The sequence below is a fragment of the Micromonospora sp. WMMD708 genome (genome assembly GCF_049315245.1).
Taxonomy (GTDB): Bacteria; Actinomycetota; Actinomycetes; order Mycobacteriales; family Micromonosporaceae; genus Micromonospora; species Micromonospora wenchangensis.
In genome coordinates, this window is sequence record NZ_CP186060.1 from 3,957,756 (window position 1) to 3,978,605 (window position 20,850).

At 71.2% G+C, this 20,850-nt stretch carries 18 protein-coding genes; 10 read left to right on the top strand and 8 right to left on the bottom strand.

What is annotated here, in order from left to right:
• Positions 1 to 36: 36 nt before the first annotated feature.
• On the top strand, positions 37 to 918 hold the full coding sequence (locus ACN260_RS17580; protein ID WP_422752149.1) for a helix-turn-helix transcriptional regulator: 882 nt from the start codon (positions 37 to 39) through the stop codon (positions 916 to 918).
• Here the strand turns inward: ACN260_RS17580 and ACN260_RS17585 are convergent.
• Positions 870 to 1,388, bottom strand: a complete 519-nt coding sequence (locus ACN260_RS17585; protein WP_422752150.1) for a hypothetical protein — start codon at positions 1,386 to 1,388, stop codon at positions 870 to 872. The two genes, ACN260_RS17580 and ACN260_RS17585, sit on opposite strands and share 49 nt — an antisense overlap.
• A 140-nt stretch (positions 1,389 to 1,528) precedes the next feature.
• Between ACN260_RS17585 and ACN260_RS17590 the strand changes: the two genes are divergently transcribed.
• On the top strand, positions 1,529 to 2,041 hold the full coding sequence (locus ACN260_RS17590; RefSeq protein WP_422752151.1) for an O-acetyl-ADP-ribose deacetylase: 513 nt from the start codon (positions 1,529 to 1,531) through the stop codon (positions 2,039 to 2,041).
• Between the two features lie 60 nt (positions 2,042 to 2,101).
• Here ACN260_RS17590 and ACN260_RS17595 read toward each other — a convergent pair whose 3' ends face one another.
• Positions 2,102 to 2,500, bottom strand: coding sequence for a hypothetical protein (locus ACN260_RS17595; RefSeq protein ID WP_422752152.1), 399 nt, complete (start codon positions 2,498 to 2,500; stop codon positions 2,102 to 2,104).
• Positions 2,501 to 2,673: 173 nt separating this feature from the next.
• Here ACN260_RS17595 and ACN260_RS17600 point away from each other — a divergent pair, with 173 nt between their 5' ends.
• Positions 2,674 to 3,045 carry a hypothetical protein gene (locus ACN260_RS17600; RefSeq protein WP_422752153.1) on the top strand — a complete coding sequence of 124 codons (372 nt, stop codon included), beginning with the start codon at positions 2,674 to 2,676 and terminating at the stop codon, positions 3,043 to 3,045.
• Here the strand turns inward: ACN260_RS17600 and ACN260_RS17605 are convergent.
• Positions 3,039 to 3,998, bottom strand: a complete 960-nt coding sequence (locus ACN260_RS17605; protein ID WP_422752154.1) for a DMT family transporter — start codon at positions 3,996 to 3,998, stop codon at positions 3,039 to 3,041. The genes ACN260_RS17600 and ACN260_RS17605 overlap by 7 nt on opposite strands.
• Before the next feature lie 150 nt (positions 3,999 to 4,148).
• On the opposite strand from ACN260_RS17605, the gene ACN260_RS17610 reads away from it, so the two are divergent.
• Positions 4,149 to 5,120, top strand: a complete 972-nt coding sequence (locus ACN260_RS17610) for a LysR family transcriptional regulator (protein ID WP_422752155.1) — start codon at positions 4,149 to 4,151, stop codon at positions 5,118 to 5,120.
• Here the strand turns inward: ACN260_RS17610 and ACN260_RS17615 are convergent.
• Positions 5,068 to 8,280 (bottom strand): amino acid adenylation domain-containing protein, encoded by a 3,213-nt coding sequence (locus tag ACN260_RS17615; RefSeq protein WP_422752156.1) that lies wholly within the window; start codon positions 8,278 to 8,280, stop codon positions 5,068 to 5,070. The two genes, ACN260_RS17610 and ACN260_RS17615, sit on opposite strands and share 53 nt — an antisense overlap.
• A 275-nt stretch (positions 8,281 to 8,555) precedes the next feature.
• Between ACN260_RS17615 and ACN260_RS17620 the strand changes: the two genes are divergently transcribed.
• The 3 genes from ACN260_RS17620 (at position 8,556) to ACN260_RS17630 (ending at position 10,969) form a co-directional block, all read left to right on the top strand.
• Positions 8,556 to 9,104: a class I SAM-dependent methyltransferase gene (locus tag ACN260_RS17620; RefSeq protein ID WP_422752157.1), complete on the top strand. Its 549-nt coding sequence runs from the start codon at positions 8,556 to 8,558 to the stop codon at positions 9,102 to 9,104.
• A complete protein-coding gene (locus ACN260_RS17625; RefSeq protein ID WP_422752158.1) occupies positions 9,029 to 10,273 on the top strand; it encodes an amidohydrolase family protein in 1,245 nt (414 codons plus the stop codon). Before ACN260_RS17620 ends, ACN260_RS17625 begins: the two co-directional genes overlap by 76 nt.
• Positions 10,274 to 10,822: 549 nt before the next feature.
• Entirely contained in the window at positions 10,823 to 10,969 is a 147-nt protein-coding gene (locus tag ACN260_RS17630) for a hypothetical protein (RefSeq protein WP_422752159.1), read from the top strand.
• Here ACN260_RS17630 and ACN260_RS17635 read toward each other — a convergent pair.
• A complete protein-coding gene (locus tag ACN260_RS17635) occupies positions 10,933 to 11,370 on the bottom strand; it encodes a hypothetical protein (RefSeq protein WP_422752160.1) in 438 nt (145 codons plus the stop codon). The genes ACN260_RS17630 and ACN260_RS17635 overlap by 37 nt on opposite strands.
• Before the next feature lie 134 nt (positions 11,371 to 11,504).
• Positions 11,505 to 12,431 (bottom strand): alpha/beta fold hydrolase, encoded by a 927-nt coding sequence (locus tag ACN260_RS17640; RefSeq protein ID WP_422752161.1) that lies wholly within the window; start codon positions 12,429 to 12,431, stop codon positions 11,505 to 11,507.
• 64 nt (positions 12,432 to 12,495) lie between these two features.
• Here ACN260_RS17640 and ACN260_RS17645 point away from each other — a divergent pair, with 64 nt between their 5' ends.
• Together ACN260_RS17645 and xylB are read left to right on the top strand one after the other, a co-directional pair.
• Positions 12,496 to 13,476 (top strand): helix-turn-helix transcriptional regulator, encoded by a 981-nt coding sequence (locus tag ACN260_RS17645; protein WP_422752162.1) that lies wholly within the window; start codon positions 12,496 to 12,498, stop codon positions 13,474 to 13,476.
• Positions 13,477 to 13,602: 126 nt separating this feature from the next.
• The gene (gene xylB, locus ACN260_RS17650) at positions 13,603 to 15,000 is read left to right on the top strand and encodes a xylulokinase (protein ID WP_422752163.1); all 1,398 of its coding nucleotides are present in this window, start codon (positions 13,603 to 13,605) and stop codon (positions 14,998 to 15,000) included.
• A gap of 105 nt (positions 15,001 to 15,105) precedes the next feature.
• On the opposite strand, the gene ACN260_RS17655 is transcribed toward xylB, so the two are convergent.
• Complete coding sequence (locus tag ACN260_RS17655; RefSeq protein ID WP_422752164.1) at positions 15,106 to 16,317, bottom strand: pectate lyase; 1,212 nt, start codon at positions 16,315 to 16,317, stop codon at positions 15,106 to 15,108.
• Between the two features lie 254 nt (positions 16,318 to 16,571).
• The gene (locus tag ACN260_RS17660) at positions 16,572 to 17,531 is read right to left on the bottom strand and encodes a hypothetical protein (RefSeq protein WP_422752165.1); all 960 of its coding nucleotides are present in this window, start codon (positions 17,529 to 17,531) and stop codon (positions 16,572 to 16,574) included.
• A gap of 142 nt (positions 17,532 to 17,673) precedes the next feature.
• Between ACN260_RS17660 and ACN260_RS17665 the strand changes: the two genes are divergently transcribed.
• Positions 17,674 to 20,817 carry a BTAD domain-containing putative transcriptional regulator gene (locus ACN260_RS17665; protein WP_422752166.1) on the top strand — a complete coding sequence of 1,048 codons (3,144 nt, stop codon included), beginning with the start codon at positions 17,674 to 17,676 and terminating at the stop codon, positions 20,815 to 20,817.
• Positions 20,818 to 20,850 lie beyond the last annotated feature (33 nt).

Here is a 20,850-nt window from a genome sequence, read left to right on the forward strand (position 1 = left end):
ACCCGCACTCCCGTCGCCGGAGCGATACTGGAGGTCATGGACGATCTCGCGGGCTTCCTGCGTACCCGACGCTCCCGGGTCGACCCGTCGGTCGCCGGCATCCCGACCGACGGCCGACGTCGCGTCGAGGGGCTACGTCGTGAAGAGGTCGCCCACCTGTCCGGGGTGAGCGTCGACTACTACGTACGCCTGGAGCAGGGTCGCGCCACCCAACCGTCCGAACAGGTCCTCGATGCGCTCGCCCGGGTCCTCGGACTCGACGAGACCGAACGCGGTCACCTGCACCGGCTGGCCCGGCAACGTCGCCGCCGCACCAGGTCATCCGGCGGTCGACCCCGGGCGGAGCTGCTGCGGGTACTCGATCTGATCATCGATGCGCCGGCCCTGATCATGGACCACCGGATGGACGTGGTGGCCGGCAACCGCCTCGCCGGACTTCTCTACGGCCGCGACACCACGGGCCTGAACACCGCCCGGCACATCTTCCTCGACGAAGCCGAGCGCGGCCTCTACGCGGACTGGGAGACGTGCACCCTCGACGTGGTCGGGCACCTGCGCCTGGCCGCCGGCAAACACCCCGACGATCCGCGCCTGGCCTCGCTCATCGGCGAACTGTCCATGGGCAGCGAACGCTTCCGTCGGCTCTGGGCCCGTGCGGACGTGCGCGCCCGCACACATGGCCGCAAGGCCTTCCGGCACCCGCTGGTGGGACTGCTGGAACTGCACCAGGAGAACTTCGCCCTGCCGGATGGATCGGGCACGGAACTGATAGTCCTGTCGGCGCCGCCGGGGAGCCCCGCCGAAGACGGGCTGCGCCTGCTGGCCGCACTCAACGACGGCGCAGACCCCCACGAGGAAGGAATGCGGGCTCAGTCCAGGCGGTGTCGGCGGTACCGCGGGGAGGGACCGCCCTCCTGAATGCCGTTCTCGTCCAGCGCGTTGTGGACCGTCAGCCAGCCGCTCGCGAATCGCAGGCCCAACGCCACGGTACCGTCCGCCAGGTCACCCCCGGCCCACTCCAGAAGCTCCACCGCCTCAAGCCGCTGCCCGTGCCGGGCAGCCAACAGTGCCGGAGCATCGCTGCGCCAGCGGAGCCGGAAGCCGTCCGAGGTGGGCCACACCGGCTTCCGCGTCACATCGATCGACCCATACGTGATGGACAGATCATCAAACTTCTGATGATTGACCTCAAGGCGCTCGTCGTCGAAGTCGAACACCACCGGGCAGTCGGCGAACCAGGTGTCGTCATCGTCATCCCACACCACCCAACTGGACGTCAGCCGCCGGCCGACGAGGCCCCGCAGCCGTCGCGCGTGACGGCCGGCGACCTCAGCAACTCCGCTCAGCCAGGATGGCTGGTAGCCGGTGATGCCGAAGTCGAAGTTCATCACGGGACGGTAATCCCGACCGGCCCGACTCGCACGCGGGTATCCGGCTCCGCCGCATGCCGTTGGCGCGGTGGCCGGCAGTCGGCGCTACAACGGCAGCCAGGACGGCGCGGTCGTTTCCTGTGTGCCAGGATTCTGCTGTGGTGACGATCGAGGTGGTGCTGGGCGACATCACGCGGGAGGACGTGGACGTCATCGTCACGGCCGCGAACGAGTCGCTGCTGGGTGGCGGTGGTGTCGACGGGGCGATCCACCGTGCCGCCGGTCCCCGGCTGGCCCGGGCCGGGGGTGCGATCGGCCCCTGCCGGCCGGGTGACGCGATGCCGACGCCGGCGTTCGACCTCGACCCGCCGGTGCGGCACATCATCCACACGGTCGGACCGGTCTGGGAGGGCGGCGGTCACGGCGAGGACGACATCCTCGCCTCCTGCTACCGCAGGAGCCTCCAGGTCGCCGACGAACTCCACGCCCGGACCGTGGCCTTCCCGGCGATCGCCACCGGCGTGTACGGTTTCCCCGCCGGGCGGGCCGCGCGGATCGCCGTGACGACGATCAGGTCCACGCCCACGAACGTGCAACGGGTACGGCTCGTCGCCTTCGACGACGACACCGGTGACCACCTGCACGCGGCGATGGCTGCCACCGCCGGCTGACCGTCGGGCAGGAGGCGTTCCGCCCGACCGGTGGGGCGCGGTGCGTCCCCGACAGGGGCGTCAGCCGTCTGCGATGTGTCCGGTGCCGGGGTCGACCATGCCCAGGAAGCCACGGATGTTCCTGACGTGCTCGTCAGTCGACAGGTCAGGCGTCGGGCTCACACCGAAGCCGTAGCCGGGGTTCGGCCCGCTGAGCCAGGTGTAGTCGGTGCCGCCGAACCCGTTCCTGCGGACGGCGAAGGTCTCCCCGTCGACCTCGAGCGTGCGGGACGTGTCGTCGGCCGAATCTTCGGGTCCGGGGCGCAGGCCGGGCACGGCCGCAGGATCCGCCGTTCGGTCACCGTCGCCGTCGTCGGGGTAGATCGCCTTCACACCATCATCATGGCGGGTCCACCCGCCCGACGCGTGTTCTGCGCGGTGGGCAGGCCCGCGTACACCACCACGGCCCACCCGTTCCACGACGGCGGCACCGAATGTGAGACAGAGCCGAAATCCTACGCGGTCACCATTCCCCCGGTTTCGGCTCACACCCGCCCGACCCGATAGAGTGAGGCCCGGTTCGCTACCGAACACGGGTCGCCGTATCCGCTGCAGGGCGGTCCGGCCCCAGGGCGATGGGAAAGGAACGGACGATGGCCGGAGCTGCTGCGGCGGTAAAGCCGCAGATCACTTTTGGCAAGTTCCAGAATGTCGACCTCCGGGTGGCACGGGTCCTGTCGGCACCCATTGCCGAGAACACGCGCTTCCCGTGCCGGGTGATCGAGTTGGATCTCGGCCCGTTGGGCAAACGCGTCTCGGTCGGCCAGTACGCGCTGATCGGCGAGGACGAGCTGGTTGGTGCGAACGTGGTGGCGTGCGTCAATCTCGGTGAGCGCGAAATGGGCCCGTACGTGTCGCAGGCGCTGGTCCTGGGGGCTCCGCATCCGGAGAGCCCCGAGGGGCAGGCCCAGGCGATCCCGATCGTGGTCGCCGGTGACGCCGTTCCCGGGGACGCCATCTACTGACGCGTCGCCGGCTCCGTGGCGTCAGTGCCGGCGCGGCCGACCACCGCCAACCCGGCGACGATGGCCGCCATCCCGGTGAGGGTCCAGAAGGTGGCCTCCTCGCCGAGGACGAAAATGCCGAGTGCGCTCGCCATCAACGGTTCGGCGAGGCCGATGGCGGTGGCCGACGACACCGCTGTGGTCCGGAGGCCACGGATCCACAGCAGGTACGGCACCGCCGTCGCGCCGATGCCCAGCCAGAGGGTTACACCGATCCCGTTCCACGCGGTCAGCCACGTGAAGTCGTCACCGGCGGAGAGCGCGACGACCGGCAGACAGGCGAACCCGAAGAAGGTGCCGACCACGACCCGCCCGTCGACCCCACGGGAGAGCAGCATCCGTCCGGCCACCGTGTACGTCGAGTACGCGGCGGCGGCGGCCAGCGCGTACAGCACCCCGGAGAGCCGGACCAGCACCGCGCCGCCCGGAACGGAGAGCAGCGCCAGTCCGGTGACGGTCATCGCGGTGCCGACCGCCCAGATGCGGGTGAGTCTTTCCCTGATCGCCAGGCCGAGCAGGCCCGTGATCAACGGCGCGCAGCCGATCGCGATGAGGGTTCCGGTGGTGACGCCCGTGCTGCGCACGGCGGAGAAGAAGAGCGCCTGGTAGGCGGCGACCGAACCGATCCCGACCACGGTGAGCGCCCAGGTGGAGCGGGTCCAACAGGCGGCCATCCCGGCGGTCCCACGGCAGGCCAGGGCCCACGCCAGCAGGATCAGGCCGCCCGTGCAGAGCCGGGCGGTGGCTATGCCGAGCGCGGACGCCTCGGACGGCGCGAGTACCTGGGTGGCGCCGGTGGTGCCCCACAACACGGCGGCGACCAGTACCAGGAGGGCCCCCTGCCGGTTGGCGGCGGGAACCGGGGTGATCTGCCGGTCCGGACCGATGTGCAGGGATGCGGTTTGATGATCCATAGTTGTGCCTACTGTCTCTTGTGCCGGAGCCATTGAACGGATCTTGAACCTGTAGTACCTTCAACATCGCCTCACTCTGAGTAGAAGCGATAGACGCGGAAAGTAATCTCCCGGTGCTGCACCGGGGCGCGACCGATAAGTCTGGAACCGATGTTCGATCTTCGGCGGCTCCGCCTGCTTTCTCATTTCGCCTCCCTGGGCACGGTCAGTGCGGTCGCAAAATCGGCACAGCTGACCCCCTCCGCGGTGTCCCAGCAGCTAGCGACCCTGGAGAAGGAAATCGGCATGCCGTTGCTGGAGCGCAAGGGCCGTCAGCTGACCCTGACTGAGGCCGGACGGGTGCTGGTCAGCAGCGCCGAGCGCATCTTCGCCGAGGTGGAGCGGGCCGAGACCGAACTCGCGCACCTGCGGGACGGCATCGAAGGCGCCGTGCAGTTGGCGTCCTTTCCGAGCGTCTCCCGACTGGTGGTCCCGCAGGCCCTCGCGTTCTGCGTGAACAAGAAACGCCCGGTCGAGATCGGCCTGCACGAGATGGAGGCCCACGAGAGCCTGCCGGCGTTGCGCCGTGGAGAGATCGACCTCGCCCTGATCGACGAGTACGACCCGTTGCCGGCGCTGGTCGAGCCCGGGACCGAGTTCACCCCCTTGTTCAGCGAACAGATGTGTCTCGTCCTCCCGATGAAACACCCGCTCGCCCGGCCGGCCCTCCCCATGACCGCGTACGCGGCCGAACCGTGGCTGACCTGCCAGGTGGGCACCCTGTGCCACGCGGCCATGGTCAGCACCTGCGTCGACGCCGGGTTCGAGCCCGAGATCGCGTACATGAGCAACGACTTCACCGTCATGCTGGCCATGATCGAGGCCGGTCTGGGCATCGGGTTCGTGCCGGCGATCACCATCGCCCAGAGCCGGTACGACGTGCGGTGCCTGGTGCCGGCCGAGCGCCCGTTGCGCCGACGGATCTCGGTTGCGGTGCGCAGCGCCGCCCGCAGCCGGCCCACACTGCGGCGGCTGATCAACGCGTTCACTGCGGTCACCGCCAATCTGGACGACACGGTCAGGCTCGGCACTACCGTTGCAGGCCCGGTTGACGGTGGGCGGGGGACGGCGCTGCACCGTTGACCGCCTCGGCGGCGCAGGCAAGCGCCAGCTCGTCCAGTACGGTCCGTAGGTGCGTACGGAAGCGACGCACCGACGAATCGTCCAGCCCGTCGGCGGGCGAGGGGGCCCAGCTCAGCCACACGGCCAACTGCTCGTCGAGGACCACGGCCGACACCTCCACCGGGTAGGGCCGCTCGGCACGTGGAGAGCGCGCCTCCCACGGCACCGGCGTGCCGTCGGTCCGGAACCGGTCGCCGGGCGGGCCGAGGTCACCCCGGCCCAGGTAGTTGAAGCAGACCAGAGCCGGCGGCGTCGCCCTGAGTGCCGCCGCCGTCCCCGCGTCGCCGGCGTGACGACGGAGGACGCCGTAGCCGGTACCTCCGTGCGGCACCGCCGCCAACGCCGCCCGCGCGGGGGCCAACTCGGTGGCCAGGTCGGTCGACGGCGCGCTGGTCCAGGCGACCGGGAAGACGGCGGTGAACCACCCGATCACCCTGTCCAGTCGCGGCCACCGGTGCCGGCCGTGGGTTTCCAGGTCGAACGTCACGGCCCCGTCCGGACGCCAGCGGGCGAGCGCGAGCCCGACGGCCGCCGCCATGACGTCGTGGACGCACATGCCGAGCCGGACCGGAGCCGGACCGAGCAACTGCCGGGTCGTCGCGGCCGGGACGAGGAACGTCAGGAGTTCCCCGGCCTGCTCGGGCCGGGCGACGCCGCGCGCCGCCAGGCTCGGTGCCGCCTGCCGCAGGCGCAGAACGGAGAGCCAGTAGGCCGCCTCGTGGAGGTCCGTGCCGAGTGACGGCAGGACTTCGACCCAGTCCTGGAAGGTCTCCGCCTGCGTCGGCAGTGCGGGTTCCTCACCGCGTTCGAGGGCGTCCAGCGCGACCACCAGGTCGTCGAGGAGCACATGCCAGGAGACGACGTCGACGACGAGGTGGTGGATCGCGACGACGAGGTACGTGACGTCGCCCTCCCGGTCGTGGATCAGCAGCGCCCGCAGGTGGTCACCGGTGGACGGATCGAGGGACCGGTGCAGCCGGTCGACGGCGGCGTCGCGTTCGGCGGTGCCGGTCACGTCGAGGGTGCGTACCAGCCGGTCGGAGGTGATCCGGTCGGCGGGCACCATCCGCATCCCGGTCGCGTCGTCGACGAAGCGGGCGCGTAGGGCGGGGTGTGCTGCCAGGAGGGCCCGGAGCGCGGCCTCCAGGTGCGCCGGGGCGAGCGGCCGGAGCACGCGCAGCCGCACGAACATGTTCCAGTACGTCCGGTCCGTGCGGACCCGTTCGGTGAACCAGTCGTGTATCGGCGCCGCAACCGTCGGGGCCGTGGTCGGGCGGGTGCCGCCGGAATGCGGCGGCACGGGTCGGGCCGGGGACCTGCCCAGGTGTGCTACCAGGTCCGCCAGCACCGGGTGGGCCAGGAACTCGGCCACGGAGACTGTTACGCCGGCCCGGCGCAGCCGGGCCACCACCCGCATGGCGAGGAGGGAGTCGCCCCCCTCGTGCAGGAAGTGGCTGTCGTCCGTCGGTGGCGGGCCACCCAGCGCCTCGGTGAAGCACCGGCGGACCAGCTCCGCGATCGGGGTGTCCTGTCGCAGCGGGGTGACCGGTCGGCCCCCGGGCGACCGGGGGGTGGGGGCCGCCGGGTGCAGCCGGGCCAGGGCCAGCCGGTCGGTCTTGCCGTTGGACAGCAGGGGGATCCTCGGCACCGGCACGAGATGGGCGGGGACCATGCGTCCGGGCAACCACGCCGCGAGCGCGGTACGCAGTCCCGTGGTGGTGAGGTGGCCCGTCGGGTCGAACTCCACGAAGGCCGACAGTTCGGGTGCCCCGTCCGGGTCCCGTTCCCGTACGGTGACCGCCGCCGCGCGGACGCCCGGCACGTCGAGGATGGCGGATTCAACCTCGCCGAGTTCGATCCGCTGTCCTGCGATCTTGATCTGGTCGTCGACCCGGCCCAGGTAGAGCAGGTCCCCACCGGGCAGGCAGCGGACCAGGTCACCGGTGCGGTAGACCCGGTCGGTCCGCCCCCCGCCGAGGTCGACGTGGTGGAACCGTTCCCGGGTGCGTTCGTCGTCGTTCAGGTAGCCGTCCGCCAGGCTCTCCCCGCCGATGTGCAGCTCGCCGCTCTGACCGTCGGGCACCGGCCGTCCGGCGTCGTCCAGGACGTAGCACCGGACGTTGTCCAGCGGTCGTCCGATCGGGACGGTGGCCTGGTCCGCCAGGGCGGCGGCGTTCTCGGGCACCGCCCGGTAGGCGGTCGCGTACGCGGTCTCGGTCGGGCCGTAGAAGTTGTAGAGCGGTTCCCGGCGGACGTGGTGGAAGGCCCGCTGCAGCGCGACCGGCAGTTTCTCACCGGTGCTCATCACCGCCCGCAGGGACGTGTTCCGGACGAACGCCCCGGTCTCCGTCAACGCCCGCAGCTGCGCCGGGACGGTGTGCAGGACGGTGACCCGGTAGTCGTCGACGGTCGCCGCGAGCAGGTCGGGATCGCCCTCGGCACCGGGGGGTGCGACGACCAGACAGGCCCCGGCGGCCAGGGTGGAGAACATCTCGTAGGCGCTCACGTCGAAGGTCAGCGGCGTCTTGAGCACGAGGGTGTCGTCGGGCCGTAGTCCGAAGGTGCGCACGCAGGCGCGGACGTTGTTCGCGACCGCACGCTGGCTGAGCCGCACGCCCTTCGGAGTTCCCGTGGAGCCCGAGGTGTAGAGGATGTGAACGGTGCCGTCGGGGGTGGCGTCGCTCGACGACGGAGCGTCCGTCGTGGACGTCTCGGCCTCCGCAAGCAGGTCGTCGAGGGCGACGTCCTGCCCGGGGCCGGGTGGTGCGGTGTGCCCACCGGCGGTGACCAGGAGATGGACGCCGCTGTTCCGGCGGACGTATGCCAGCCGCCTGACCGGGTGGCCGGGGTCCAGCGGGACGTAGGCCGCACCCCGGCGCAGGACCGCGAGGATGAGCGCCACGCACTCGGCCGACCGGGGCAGCAGCAGCCCGACCCGGGTGCCGTGGCCCACCCCGCGTGCGCGCAGCGCGCCGGCCAACCGACCGACCCGCCGGTCCAGCTCGGTGTAGGTCCAGCTCCGTCCCGGGCCGCGCAGGGCGCAGCGGTCGGGATGGGCCTGCACGCTTCCGCGTAGCAGCGTGTCGACCGTCCCCCCGGTCGGCGTCTCGTTGCCAGGCACGGCCCAACCTCCTGCATATCTGCGTGATTCGGCGCGATCATCGTCCGTCGTTCGGCAATTGTAGGGGGACCGCCCTATTACTGGGCCTCTCATTTGGCACAGAATCGCTACAAGCTCGATATAGAAAATCTTAATTGATTTACGCCATCGATGCAGATAGAAATACGGGGGTCACCTGACGGTCAGTGCGCCCAGAATGACGGGGAGTAGGGGCAGCGGCGGTAGTTCGGTTCCGCCAAGCCGAGCAGCGGGCACCGCGCAGCGCAGCGATCCGGTTGCTGGTTCTGCTCAGTCGGTTTGGTTCTGCTCGAACATTCGTTTTGAAGCGTCTGGAGCGCGACGCCCTGTTCCACACGCTCGCCGCGCGCGGACAGTTCACCGGCCGGATGCTCGACGTGGGCACCGCCACAGGCCGGTATCCGATGCTGTTCGCCCGCGCCGGCTGGCGCAGTGTCGGCCTCGACGTGGCGGACGCGGCGGTCGCCATGGCCCGGGAGGAGCTACGCCGGTCCGACATCACCGACCGGGTGGAGTTGGTCTGCGGGGACATCCGTACCGTCACGTTCCCGGACCAGAGCTTCGATCTCGTGACCTTCATGATGGGCACGTTCGCCCACATCCCGGACGTCGAGCGACAGCCGGTCGGCGACCGTACCCGCGCCGGACGGGCCGGTGCCGGTGGTCCCCCGCCGGACCGTGACCGGTGCACCCAGCCCCGTCGCTGTCGGCAAGGAGCGAAGGAGTCCCCGTGTCGGCCCGCGATGACCGCAAGACGTGGCTGTTGGTCAACGCGACCGTGCTGGACCCGGTCGCCGGCACCCTGACGCCGGACCGTCGCGTCCTGGTCGTCGACGGGTTGATCGCCGAGGTGGGCGGTGCCGAGGTGCGCCACGGGGAGGCGCCGGTGGTGGACCTGGAGGGGGCCACCCTGATGCCCGGACTCATCGACGGCCATGTGCACGTCACGGCGGCCACGGCCGATCTGTCCGCACTGCCGGACCTGTCGCACTACTACGTGGGGGCCCACGCGTCCCGGGCGCTGCACGACATGCTGATGCGCGGCTTCACGACGGTCCGCGACTGCGGCGGCGCGGACCACGGCCTCGCCGACGCCATCGCCCACGGCCTCGTCACCGGGCCCCGGCTGTTCTTCGCCGGCAAGGCGCTCTCCCAGACCGGGGGCCACGGCGACGTACGACGTCCCGGCCGCAACGTCAGGACCGTCCCGTACTGCTGTCCCGACTTCGGCCGGGTGTGCGACGGCGTCGCGGAGTGCCGCCGAGCGGCCCGCGACGAACTTCGCAAGGGGGCGCACCACATCAAGATCATGCTGGGTGGCGGGGTCACCTCGCCGACCGACCGGATCGAGGCCACCCAGTTCACACTGGACGAGATCACCGCCATCGTGGCCGAGGCCCACGCGGCGGGGCGGTACGTCGCCGGCCACGCGTACACGGCGGAGGCGATCAACCGAGGGCTGCGGTGCGGGGTACGCAGCATCGAACACGGCAACCTGCTCGACGACAGCAGCGTCGCACTGTTCCGTGCCACCGGCGCCTATCTGGTCCCCACCCTGGTCACCTACCAGGCCATCGCCCGGGACGGCCGGGCCGCCGGCATACCGGAGCACGTCCACCGCAAGGTGTACGACGTGCTCGACGCGGGCCTGGGAGCGTTGGAAACCGCGCACCGGGGTGGCGTCAACATCGTCTTCGGCACCGACCTGCTGGGTGGGATGCAGCGCCACCAGCTCGACGAGTTCCAGTTGCGGCGGGAGGTGCTGAGCCCGCTCGACATCATCCGCTCGGCCACCTCCACCGCCGCCGCGATGCTCGGTGCGGAGGACACCCTGGGGGTGGTCGCCCCGGGTGCGTACGCCGATCTGATCGCGACGGACGGCAATCCGCTGGAACACCTGGGGGTGCTCGCCGAGCCGACCAAGTACCGCCGGTTGCTCATGGTGGCGGGTCGGCTGCTCCGTGGCAGCTGGTGATGCGGCCGGCGGCCCGCTGGGACCCGTACCGGACCCCGCTGCCCGAAGCGGACCACCCGCGCCGGCCGCCCCTGCCCGCCTCGACGGACATCGGGTGGCACCTCAGGCGAGGTGCCACCCGATTCCGCAGGCCGGGCGACGGCCGCAGCAGGGTGGGTCAGCTGTGGCAGCCACGGGGTGCGTGGGCGCACATCGCAACCACGTCACCGGACGGTGCCGACGCCAGCGCCGTCTGGGCACCGGCGACGACGAATGCGAGCGCGGCAGCCGCGACGGCCGCGCGAACCAATGTGGACATAATCGTCCCTTCGACAGGCCGGGAATTCAATGCGATCGATAATATCGCTGTCGGTTGATGACCGGCCAACGTCGGATTCCCTGGCGGACGCAGATCGAGCATGCCGGGCCAATGCCGCCAATTCGGCGCGGCGTTTTCCTTTACCCAGAATTCCGACAGAACCTGGCCAGAACATACGATCGCGTATGGATCCGGCGGCGGACACCGGGTCACCCGCGCCGGCCGGTCGGAATTCCGATGGAGGCGCATTGTTGCCCGACTATGCCGTCGCCGGTTTCCTGGCCGCCACCGAGCACCTGGTCACCCACGGGATCGCGGGGTGGGCGGCCGACACCGCGCGGTTCGTGCACCCCACCCTGTTTCACAGCTTGACCAGGGCCAGCGTCCACTGGCCGTGAGCGTCTTCCCAGAGGGTGACGATCTCGCCGACCGGCACCGAGTTGTACCCGTGCCGCTCGTCCTCCTCGTAGTAGTCGCCATCCTCCTCGGCCGCTGCGACGATGCGTAGGGCGTCCTCGCGGGTGCCGTCGGTGGCTGCGCGGATGCGGGAGACCCGCCACGTGACACCGCTGAGGTCGCGGCCGATGAGCTCACTACCGGGCACGAGGTTCTTGTCGTCGTCATCGATCGCGAAGAGAGTGCCGGGACCGTCGACCAGTAGCGTGTCGGTGTCGCCGATCATCAGGCCGTCGTCGACGATCTGGCGTTCGCCGCGGAGCACCGCCGGGTCGAGCCAGGCCGGCCGCCGGTCGAGTCCGACCTCGCTGATGAAGTTTCCCCAGGCGTAGAGCGCATACATGAACGCATGCTATAGAGCGGCAAGATCCTCGTTTCCTCGGGAGGATCACCGCGGCGTACCGCGGGCCCGGTGACCCTGGCCCGCCATGGTGACCGCCGCGTACGCCCACAGCGGGCACCAGGGCCGGTTCGGTGTCACCGCCCCAGCCACGTCAGGATCGCCTCGGTCGTCTCCTGCGGCTTCTCCTGCTGGATCCAGTGACCGCAGTCCAGGCTGACCACCTCCACGTTCGGCACGAACTCCGTCAGTCTCTCCGCCTTCGCGACAGGGTCGCGGTCGCCGTAGATCATGAGGGTGGGCTGGCGGATGACCGGGTCCACGTCGGCCAGCAGGTGCCAGTTGCGGTCCAGGTTGCGGTACCAGTTGATGCCGCCGGTGAATCCTGTCGAGGCGAAGGCGGAGACGAAGACGGCCAGGTCGCTGTCACTCATGAGGGGTTCGCCGGGTGGGGTTTCCGCCCTGGCGAGGTTGATCAGCGCATTGCCCGGCTCAGGCGTCAGCGGGGGCAGGTTCTTGCGGTACAGGTTCCGCAGGAACCGGGAGGTATCCTCCTCGAACACGGCGTCCGCGACGCCCGGCTGCCGGTTGAAGTGCACGAAGTAGAAGTCGCCGCCGAGCCCGGCCGCCATGGCCTCGATCCAGGGCGTCTCGCCGCGCTCCTGGTAGGGCACGCTCAGCGCCACCACGCCGTTGACCCGGTCCGGGTGCAGCAGGGTCAGGCCCCAGACGACGAATGCGCCCCAGTCGTGGCCGACGAAGGTGGCGTCGGCGTAGCCGTAGTGGTCGAGGAGGGCGACGAGGTCACCCGACAGGTGGGCGAGGTCGTAGTCCGTCACGTCGGCGGGCCGGGACGAGGTGCCGTAGCCCCGCTGGTTCGGGACGATGACGTGGTAGCCCGCCGCAGCCAGGGCCGGCACCTGGTAGCGCCAGGAGTAGGCGAGTTCCGGCCAGCCGTGGCAGAGCACGACGGGGTTCCCCGCGTTCTGCCGGCCGGCTTCGAAGACTTCGAGGTGCACGCCGTTGACCGCAATGCGGGTGGGCTCGGGAAAGTCGATCGTCATGCCGGCATCCTGCGGACCGAAACCGGTCACCTCCTGACCGGTTTTCCGTGGCAGTGTCGTCCGGGTGCGCGCCGACCGGTTGATGGCCCTCGTCCTGCTGCTACAACAGCGCGGCCAGGTGACCGCGACGGAGGTCGCCCGGGAGTTGGAGGTCTCCGAGCGCACCGCCCGCCGCGACCTCGACGCCCTGGGAATGGCCGGCGTGCCGGTGTACTCCGTGCAGGGCCGGGGCGGCGGCTGGCGGCTCGTGGGTGGCGCCCGTACCGACCTGTCCGGGTTGACCGCGGGTGAGGCCCGCGCCCTGTTCCTGGTCGCCGGCCCGGCCTCGACCGTCACGCCCGCCGTGAAAGCGGCGCTGCGCAAGCTCCTCCACGCCCTGCCGGAGCCGTTCCGGGCACAGGCCGAAGCGGCGGCGTCGGCGCTCGTGACGGACCCGCAGCGGTGGGGGTCGAGCCGGGTCGAGCCCCGCCCGCCCCGCTTCCTCGACGAACTCCAGGACGCGGTGATCCGCGGCGTCCAGGTCCGGCTCGGCTACGTCGACCGCGACGGCACGGCCACCGGGCGGACCGTCCATCCGCTGGGCGTCGTCGCCAAGGGCCCGGCGTGGTATCTCGTCGCCGGCACCGAGGCCGGCCGGCGGACCTTCCGGATCGACCGGGTGTCGTCCGTCGACCCGACCGCCGATCCCGTGCACCGGCCGGAGGACTTCGACCTTGCCGGGAGCTGGCGCGAGATCGCCGACGAGGTCGAACGCAGGCGAATGCCCGTCGAGGCGCACGCGCTGTGCGCGCCCCACGGGGTCGGCGTGCTCCGGATGGGGTTCGGTGCCCGGCTCGACGTGGGAGGTGCCACGACCGACGGCCGCGTCGAGGTCGTGATCCGCAGCAACGACGCACACAAACTCGCCGGTGAGCTTGCCGGATTGGTCGATTACCTGGAGGTGACCGGCCCTGCGGGGCTGCTGGAACACCTGGCCGCGATCGGCACCGTGCTCGTCGAGCGATACGGCCCGGAGCGGCGGGGAACCCGTACGGCGGAACGGTGACCGGGGGCGGCGCCGGCGCTGCACGGTCCGGGTGCCGCTGCCCCGACGGCGAATTTTGTCAAGCCATTGAACTAATACGGTTGTTGGACGTAGGGTCGGGTCCCACCGAGCTACGGAGGCACCGCCATGGGTGGCGCGAGAACCCTCGTCGCCGGGGTCGATTCGTCGACCCAGTCGACCAAGGTCGTGGTCTGCGACGCCGAGACCGGCGAGGTGCTCCGCGAAGGCCGCGCCCCACACCCCGACGGCACCGAGGTCGATCCACGATCGTGGTGGACCGCGTACCAGCAGGCCAGCGCCGGCCTGCTGGACGGTGTGGCCGCGATCGGCGTCGCCGGACAGCAGCAGGGCATGGTCTGTCTCGACGAGGCCGGCGAGGTACTGCGTCCCGCCATCCTCTGGAACGACACCCGCTCGGCGCGCGCCGCCGTCGACCTGACCGTCGAGTTCGGCGGCCCGAAGGCGTGGGCCGACGCCGTCGGGCTGGTGCCGGTGGCAAGTTTCACCGTCACCAAGCTGCGCTGGTTCGCCCGCGCCGAACCCGAACTCGCCGATCGCACCGCCACGGTGCTGCTGCCGCACGACTGGCTCACCCACCGGCTGCGCGCGGACGGCGGCGAGCCGACCACCGACCGGGGCGAGGCGTCCGGCACCGGCTACTGGTCACCGGCCGCCGGCGCGTACCGGCACGACCTGGTGCGGCTGGCCTTCGGCCGGGACGTGGCACTCCCCCGGGTCGCCGGCCCGGCCGAGGTGGTCGGGGAGACCGCCTCCGGCGCGCTGCTCTCGGCCGGCACCGGTGACACGATGGGCGGGGCGCTCGGCGTCGACCTGCGGCCGGGTGACGTGCTGGTCTCACTGGGCACCTCGGGGTGCGTGTACGGGCTCAGCGACGTACCGACCGCCGACGCGAGCGGCCTGGTGGCCGGGTACGCCGACGCGACCGGCCGGTTCCTGCCGCTGGTGTGCACGCTCAACGCGGCCCGGGTGCTGGTCGCGGTCGCCGACCTGCTCGGCCGGTCACTGGCCGAGTTGGACGACCTGGCGCTCTCGGCGCAACCCGGGGCGGGCGGGTTGACGCTGCTGCCGTACCTGGACGGGGAACGCACCCCCGATCTGCCCGACGCGCGCGGTCTGCTCGCCGGCCTGACGCGGGCGAACGCGTCGGCGGCGAACCTGGCGCGGGCCGCGGTGGAGGGCATGCTCGGCGGCATCGCCGACGCCCTGCACGCGTTGCGCGCCCAGGACGTCCCGGTCGACCGGGTGTTGCTGATCGGCGGAGCGGCGCGGTCCCGCGCGGTGCGGGCGGTCGCACCGGCCCTGTTCGGCGCGCCGGTAGGCGTGCCGCGCCCCGCCGAGTACGTGGCGCTCGGCGCGGCACGGCAGGCGGCCTGGGCGTTGTCCGGCGACGCCGAACCGCCGCCGTGGCCGGTGGAGGCCGGGGAGGTCACCGCCGCCGGCACCCCCGGGGTGTACGAACGCTACGTCGACGTCCGCGAGCGGGCGCTACCACTGCTGACCTGACAGTCGCAGGGGTGCAGGGCCGGCACCCGTGCAGCCACCACGCCCAGGGAGGGGCACCCGCCGGGGTGGCGGGTGCCCCTCTTCGCCGCAGCGCATCCGGGGTGGCTACCGGAAGGTGACGTCACTCCTGTTGACCTTGCAGTTGGCGTCGTTCCAGCCCTCACCGAGGTAGCTGGGTTCGCTGCCCTTGGGCACGCCCTTGTACTTGCCGCAGATGGTGGCCGAGCCGATCACGACCACGCGGGTGATCGTCGCGGTGTCGTTCCAGTTGCTGTTGATGCCGGCGAGCATGTCGATGTCGTCGACCAGGACGTTGTCGATGCGCACGTGCCGGGTGTACGAGGTGGTGCAGTTGCCGCAGCCGCGGTACAGCTTGCCGGACCCCTTCAGGTAGAAGCCGGAGATGTTGACCGTGCCGTTGCCGTTGTGCTGGAAGGTCTTGTCGCTGCCGCTGCGCGCGCCGCCACCGATGACGTACGAGGTGCCGCCGTTGGTCTGCTTGAAGGTGGCGGCGTCCTCACCGATGTCGTTCCACCACACGTTGCGCAGGGTGCAGGTGCCTTCACAGTGCACGCCGTCGCCGGCGGGCGAACCGAGGATGACGTTCTGCAGCGTGCCGCCGTTGGCGATCTTGAACATCGGGTCCTGCGACTCACTCTGTCCACCGTCACCGATGCAGCAGTACGTCTTCATTCCGCCGTCGAAGGTGCCGGAGACGTTGACCGTGCCGGAGATGCTGACCGAGCCGGCCGACGACGGCCACGCTCCGGTCGGCGTGCCCGGGTTGCTGGTCGGGCCGGACGTCGGGCCGCTGGTGGGGCCGGAGGTCGGACCGGAGGTCGGGTTCGATCCGCCGCTTGCGTACGTCTCGAACTCGGCGATCCGCGGGGTGCCGGACGCGCTGGTGATGACGAAGGAGATCTTCTTCAGCGACGTCGAGGAGAAGGTGATGGTGCTCGGGGCGCTGCTGCCGCTGGCCAGCACGGCGCCCGTGTCGTAGTTCTTGAGCTGCCAGCCGCTGATCGAGCCGCCGCCCGAGGACTGCACGATGACGGCCGAGGACACCGTGGTGGCGCTGCCCCACTTGACCGAGACCGTGCCGGTCGAGCCGCTCGGTGACCAGTAGGTGCTGGCGTTGCCGTCGACGACGTTGCCGTAGCTGGTGCCGCTGGCCTTGCTGGAGCCGTCGGCACCGGCGCCGAGGCTGAGGTTGGTGGCGGCCGAGGCGCTGGGGATCTGCAGCGCCAGCGCGACGACGGCACCTGCGACCACGGTGACACCGCCTGCCAGCCACCGCGAGGCGACTTTGCGTCTCATCTGGTTTCACCCTTTCGACAGTGAGCGCTCGGGACGGGAAAGCGCTTTCCGTCAACCATAGGGACTGGTCGATGATGAGGCAAGGGTCACACCCAGCCGTGCACCTGCCACCCGACCGCCCGACGCCCCCTCCGTCCGACCTGTCCCACGCCGCAGGACCCGACCACCCCGCAGGGGGCGGTGCGACGACGAGAGCGCGGCCACCGCGCGACGACGGTGGTCGTCGCACGATGGCCGCGGGGACGGGTGTGGGATCAGGCCGCGATGGTTTGCAGATAGGCGAGCCCGCCACACGGGAGCGTGCTGAGGTTCTTGAACCACATCGCGAGCTGACGCTGCGAGGAGCCGTCACTGTTGATGCGCTGGATGTAGACCACGCGCGTGACCTCGAACTGGCAGTAGGTGGGGGCGCTGCCCTGGGGCGACGGGCCGATCACGTATGCGGAGGTGACGGGATTCGCGTTGTTCCAGGTCGTGGACCAGGTGCCGCCGCCGCCCACGGTACCGATGGTGAACTGCGACCCGATGGTGGTGGAGCCGAGCCGGACGTCGGCCTGGCAGGTGATGGTCCCGACGTTCTTGACCTCCACCCAGATCTGCCGCAGCGAGCTACCCGGCTGCACGGTCCAGATGCGCGTCACCTGGAACTGACAGGCCGACGAGCTCGTGGCCCCGTTCGGGTTGAGACCGGCCACCCAGATGGTGTTCCAGGGGACGTTCCAGAGGTACGTCTGGGTGCCACCGGGGTTGACGCCGCCGGTTGAGACCAGGGACGAGCTGGTCACCGCCGCCAGCTGTACCGTCGCACCACAGGCGATCGAACCGACGTTCTTCAGAGTGAACTGGAACTGCCGCTCCCCACTGGGCAGTTGGACGTACCGGCTGCTGATCGTCTCGAACTGGCAGGTGGCCGAGGTGGTGGCGCCGGCCGGGTTGTAGCCGACCACGTAGGCGGCGTCGGCCGGAGCGTTGGTCCAGGTCCAGCCCTGGGTGCCGCCGGCCGCGACGGTGCCGGTGAACCACGCCGCGGCGGTGCCGATCCCGCCCTTCGCGGCGGGTCCCAGTCCGTTCGACGCCGCTGCGGCGGCCCGTGCGTCGCGCAGTGACGACTGCGACGGCTGCCGCGGCGCGCCGGCCTGCGCGACCCCTGACGATGCGACGACCATGCTGAGCGCCGTCACCGCGAGGAGAACCGCGCGGATTCTTCGTCCCATGGAAGCTCCTTCAGCTCGGATTCCGGGCCGTCCGCCCGGCTCCATCAGGCTGCGCGGCTCCGCTTGCCATCGGCTAGCCGTCCGATAGCCGCCCTGGCGGCGACACATAGAATCAGGTTCGATACATCAATGTGGGGGCTGGATGACGTGGCGCTTGCTCGGCCCGGTCGAGGCCGTGGTGCGGGGCGAGCGAGTGCCGCTGGGGCGGCCCCAACAACGCGCGGTGCTGGCGTATCTGTTGCTCAACGCCAACGTGGTGGTGTCGGCGGACCAGTTGGCCGAGGCGCTGTGGGGCGGAGCTCTCCCCACCCGCGCACGGGCACAGGTCCAGGTATGCGTCTCCCGCTTGCGACAACTGACCCGGGCGGCCGGTATACCCGAGACGATCCATTCGGATTCTGGCGGATACCGCCTTGAGTTGGCCGGCGACGACCTGGATGTGGTGGTCTTCTCCGGGCTGACCGAAACCGCACGCCGGTACGCCGACTCCGGACGGCACGAGCGGGCCGCGACCCTGTTGCGACAGGCGTTGGCGTTGTGGCGGGGGCCGGCACTCGCGGGCGCGTCCGCCGCGTTCGTGCCGGCGGCCGCCGCCGGCCTGCACGACAAGCGGCTCGCCGCGTCCGAGGACCTGTCCGACGCCGAGTTCGCGCTCGGCCGGCACGCCGCCGCGGTGGCGCCGTTGCGCGAGCTGGTCACCGCGAACCCGTGGCACGAGGGTCTCGCCGCGCGGCTGATGACGGCGCTGGCCGGATCGGGGCACCAGGCCGAGGCGCTGCGGGTGTTCGAGCGGATCCGCCGCCTCCTCGCCGACGAGCTGGGCATCGAGCCGGGCCCGCGCCTCGCCGAGGCCCACGTGCGGGTGCTGCGGCAACAGTTTCCGCCGGGCAGGCCCGCGCCACCGGTCCCACCGACCGGATCCGGTCCGCGTCCCGCGCAGCTGCCCCCCGGGCTGGCCACCTTCACCGGCCGCGGCGACGCACTCGCCACGATGGACACGATGCTGCGCCGGGCGCGGGAGAACGGCGCCCTGGCGGTCGTCGCGATCGTCGGGACGGCCGGGGTGGGCAAGACGGCGCTGGCGATCCGTTGGGCCCACCGGGTACGGCCGCTCTTCGACGACGGGCAGCTGTTCCTGGACCTGCGCGGTTACTCCCCCGGAGCGGCGACAGCGCCCCTGGACGCGTTGTCGCGCTGCCTTCGCGCGCTCGGTGTGCCGCCCACCTGGGTGCCGGACGACGTCGATGAGGCGACGGATCTCTACCGCAGCGTGCTCGCCGACCGGCGGGTGTTGATCCTGCTCGACAACGCCCGCGACACCGCGCACGTACGGCCGCTGTTGCCCGGCGGCGCGGGCTGCCTGGTGATCGTGACCAGCCGGGACGGCCTCGGAGGGCTGGCCGCCGGGCACGACGCGCAGCGGCTGTCGTTGGACGTGCTCGCGTCGCAGGAGTCCACCGAACTGTTGACCCGCGTCATCGGCGCGCAACGGGTCGCCGGGCAGCGGGAGGTTCTCGCGGAACTGGCCCGTGACTGCGCACACCTGCCGCTGGCCCTGCGTATCGCCGCGGCAGACCTGCACGGCCGGCCACGCGAGACGGTCAGTGGGTATCTGGCGCGGCTCCGGGCGGGCGACCCGCTGACCATGCTGACCGTCCGGGACGACGAACAGGTCGCGGTGCGTTCGGCGTTCGCCGCGTCGTACCGGACGCTGCCACCGCGGCTCCAGCGGCTCTTCCGGCTGTTCGGCCTGGTGCCCGGCTGCGACGTGACGGCCGAGTCGGCCGCCGCGATGCTCCGCTGCGACGCCGGCGAGGCGGCGGACATGCTCTCCCGGATCGCCGACGCGCACCTGGCGCAGGAACGGACCCCTGGCCATTTCGGCACCCACGACCTGCTCGGCCGCTACGTTACCGAGCTGGCGGCGATGGAGGACAACCGGGAAACACTCGTCGATCTGCTGTCGTGGTACCTCCTGAGCGTGTACGCCGCGGCCGACCGGCTGTATCCACAGGTGCTACGGGTGCCCACGCAGCCACCCGCGCCCGCCGGGCCACCGATGCGGTTCGCCGCCCACGTCGACGCCCTCGCCTGGCTCGACGCGCACCGGCACAACCTCGTCGCCGTGACCCGCCACGCGGCGCACCAGGGCTTGCACACCCTCGGCTGGTCGCTGGCGGATGCGCTGCGCGGGTACCTGTGGCTGGGAATGCACACCACGGAATGGTCCGAGGTCGCGGGGATCGGTCTCTCCGCGGCCCGGGCCGACCGGCACGAGCAGGCCGAGGCGGCGGCCCGGCTGAGTCTCGCCGCCCTGCACTGGCGGCTGGAACGGTTCCCCGAGGCGATCGACGACTATCAGCTGGCGCTACGCTGCGCGAACCGCTCGGGATGGCACGACGGCGAGGCAGCCGCGCTGGGCAACCTGGGTCCGGTGTTCCGGATGACCGGCCAGCCGGGTGAGGCCCTGCGGGTCATGGAACAGGCGCTGGAGTTCAACAGGCGCAACGGCCGGGCCGCGGGCGTCGCCGTCAACCACAACAATCTGGGGCTGGTCTGCGCCGACCTCGGGCGGCTCCGGGACGCCGCGGACCATCACCACGCGGCGCTGACCCTGGCCCACCAGGGCGGGGCAACCTCCAGCCGGGCGCTGATCCTGAGCAACCTGGGGGTCGTACACCACCTGCTCGGCCGGTCCGACGATGCGCTACGGACGCTGACCGAGGCACTGGAACTCCATGAGCAGACGGGCAGCCGGGGTCGTGCCACGACCCTGTGCGCGCTGGCTCGGGTCCTCTGCGACCGGGGCGACCATCAGCAGGCGGCCCGCCTGGCCCGGCAGGCGCTCGACATGGCGCGTGCGCCGGTCGAGCCCCGGGTCGAAGCACTCGCTCTGCACGTCCTGGGCGTCGTCGAGGGCAGGACCGGCACCCTGCTGGATGCGCTGCGAACCGCGCGCTCGACCGCAGACCGGTACATCGAGGCCGATGTCACCGTCAGCCTCGCCGAGATCGACGAGCCTGCGGCACCGTCCTGGTGTCATGCGGCGCTGTCCATCACGCGGCAGTGCGGCTACCTGCTGCTCGAAGGGCGGGCGCTCGCCGCCCGTGCCGCCGCCGAGTACCGGGCTGGTGATGTGGCGGCCGCCCGGCGCAGCGCGCGACTGGCGGCGCAGTCGCACGCCCTGACCGGCCACCAACCGGGCACGGAACGCATCGAGAAGCTGCTCGCCCGCATCGCTGCGGAGTCCTCACCGGACACCGCGTGCGGGCCCGGTCAGCCGTGAGACGGGTCAGCGGTGCCGGGTGTCGGCAGGCGA

What these genes read in the sequence shown, in the direction of transcription:
- ACN260_RS17580 (WP_422752149.1), top strand. Translation starts at nt 37, where the DNA reads ATGGACGATCTCGCGGGCTTCCTGCGTACCCGACGCTCCCGGGTCGAC.
- ACN260_RS17585 (WP_422752150.1), bottom strand. Translation starts at nt 1,388, where the DNA reads ATGAACTTCGACTTCGGCATCACCGGCTACCAGCCATCCTGGCTGAGC.
- ACN260_RS17600 (WP_422752153.1), top strand. Translation starts at nt 2,674, where the DNA reads ATGGCCGGAGCTGCTGCGGCGGTAAAGCCGCAGATCACTTTTGGCAAG.
- ACN260_RS17605 (WP_422752154.1), bottom strand. Translation starts at nt 3,998, where the DNA reads ATGGATCATCAAACCGCATCCCTGCACATCGGTCCGGACCGGCAGATC.
- ACN260_RS17610 (WP_422752155.1), top strand. Translation starts at nt 4,149, where the DNA reads ATGTTCGATCTTCGGCGGCTCCGCCTGCTTTCTCATTTCGCCTCCCTG.
- ACN260_RS17635 (WP_422752160.1), bottom strand. Translation starts at nt 11,370, where the DNA reads ATGTATGCGCTCTACGCCTGGGGAAACTTCATCAGCGAGGTCGGACTC.
- ACN260_RS17640 (WP_422752161.1), bottom strand. Translation starts at nt 12,431, where the DNA reads ATGACGATCGACTTTCCCGAGCCCACCCGCATTGCGGTCAACGGCGTG.
- xylB (WP_422752163.1), top strand. Translation starts at nt 13,603, where the DNA reads ATGGGTGGCGCGAGAACCCTCGTCGCCGGGGTCGATTCGTCGACCCAG.
- ACN260_RS17655 (WP_422752164.1), bottom strand. Translation starts at nt 16,317, where the DNA reads ATGAGACGCAAAGTCGCCTCGCGGTGGCTGGCAGGCGGTGTCACCGTG.
- ACN260_RS17660 (WP_422752165.1), bottom strand. Translation starts at nt 17,531, where the DNA reads ATGGGACGAAGAATCCGCGCGGTTCTCCTCGCGGTGACGGCGCTCAGC.
- ACN260_RS17665 (WP_422752166.1), top strand. Translation starts at nt 17,674, where the DNA reads ATGACGTGGCGCTTGCTCGGCCCGGTCGAGGCCGTGGTGCGGGGCGAG.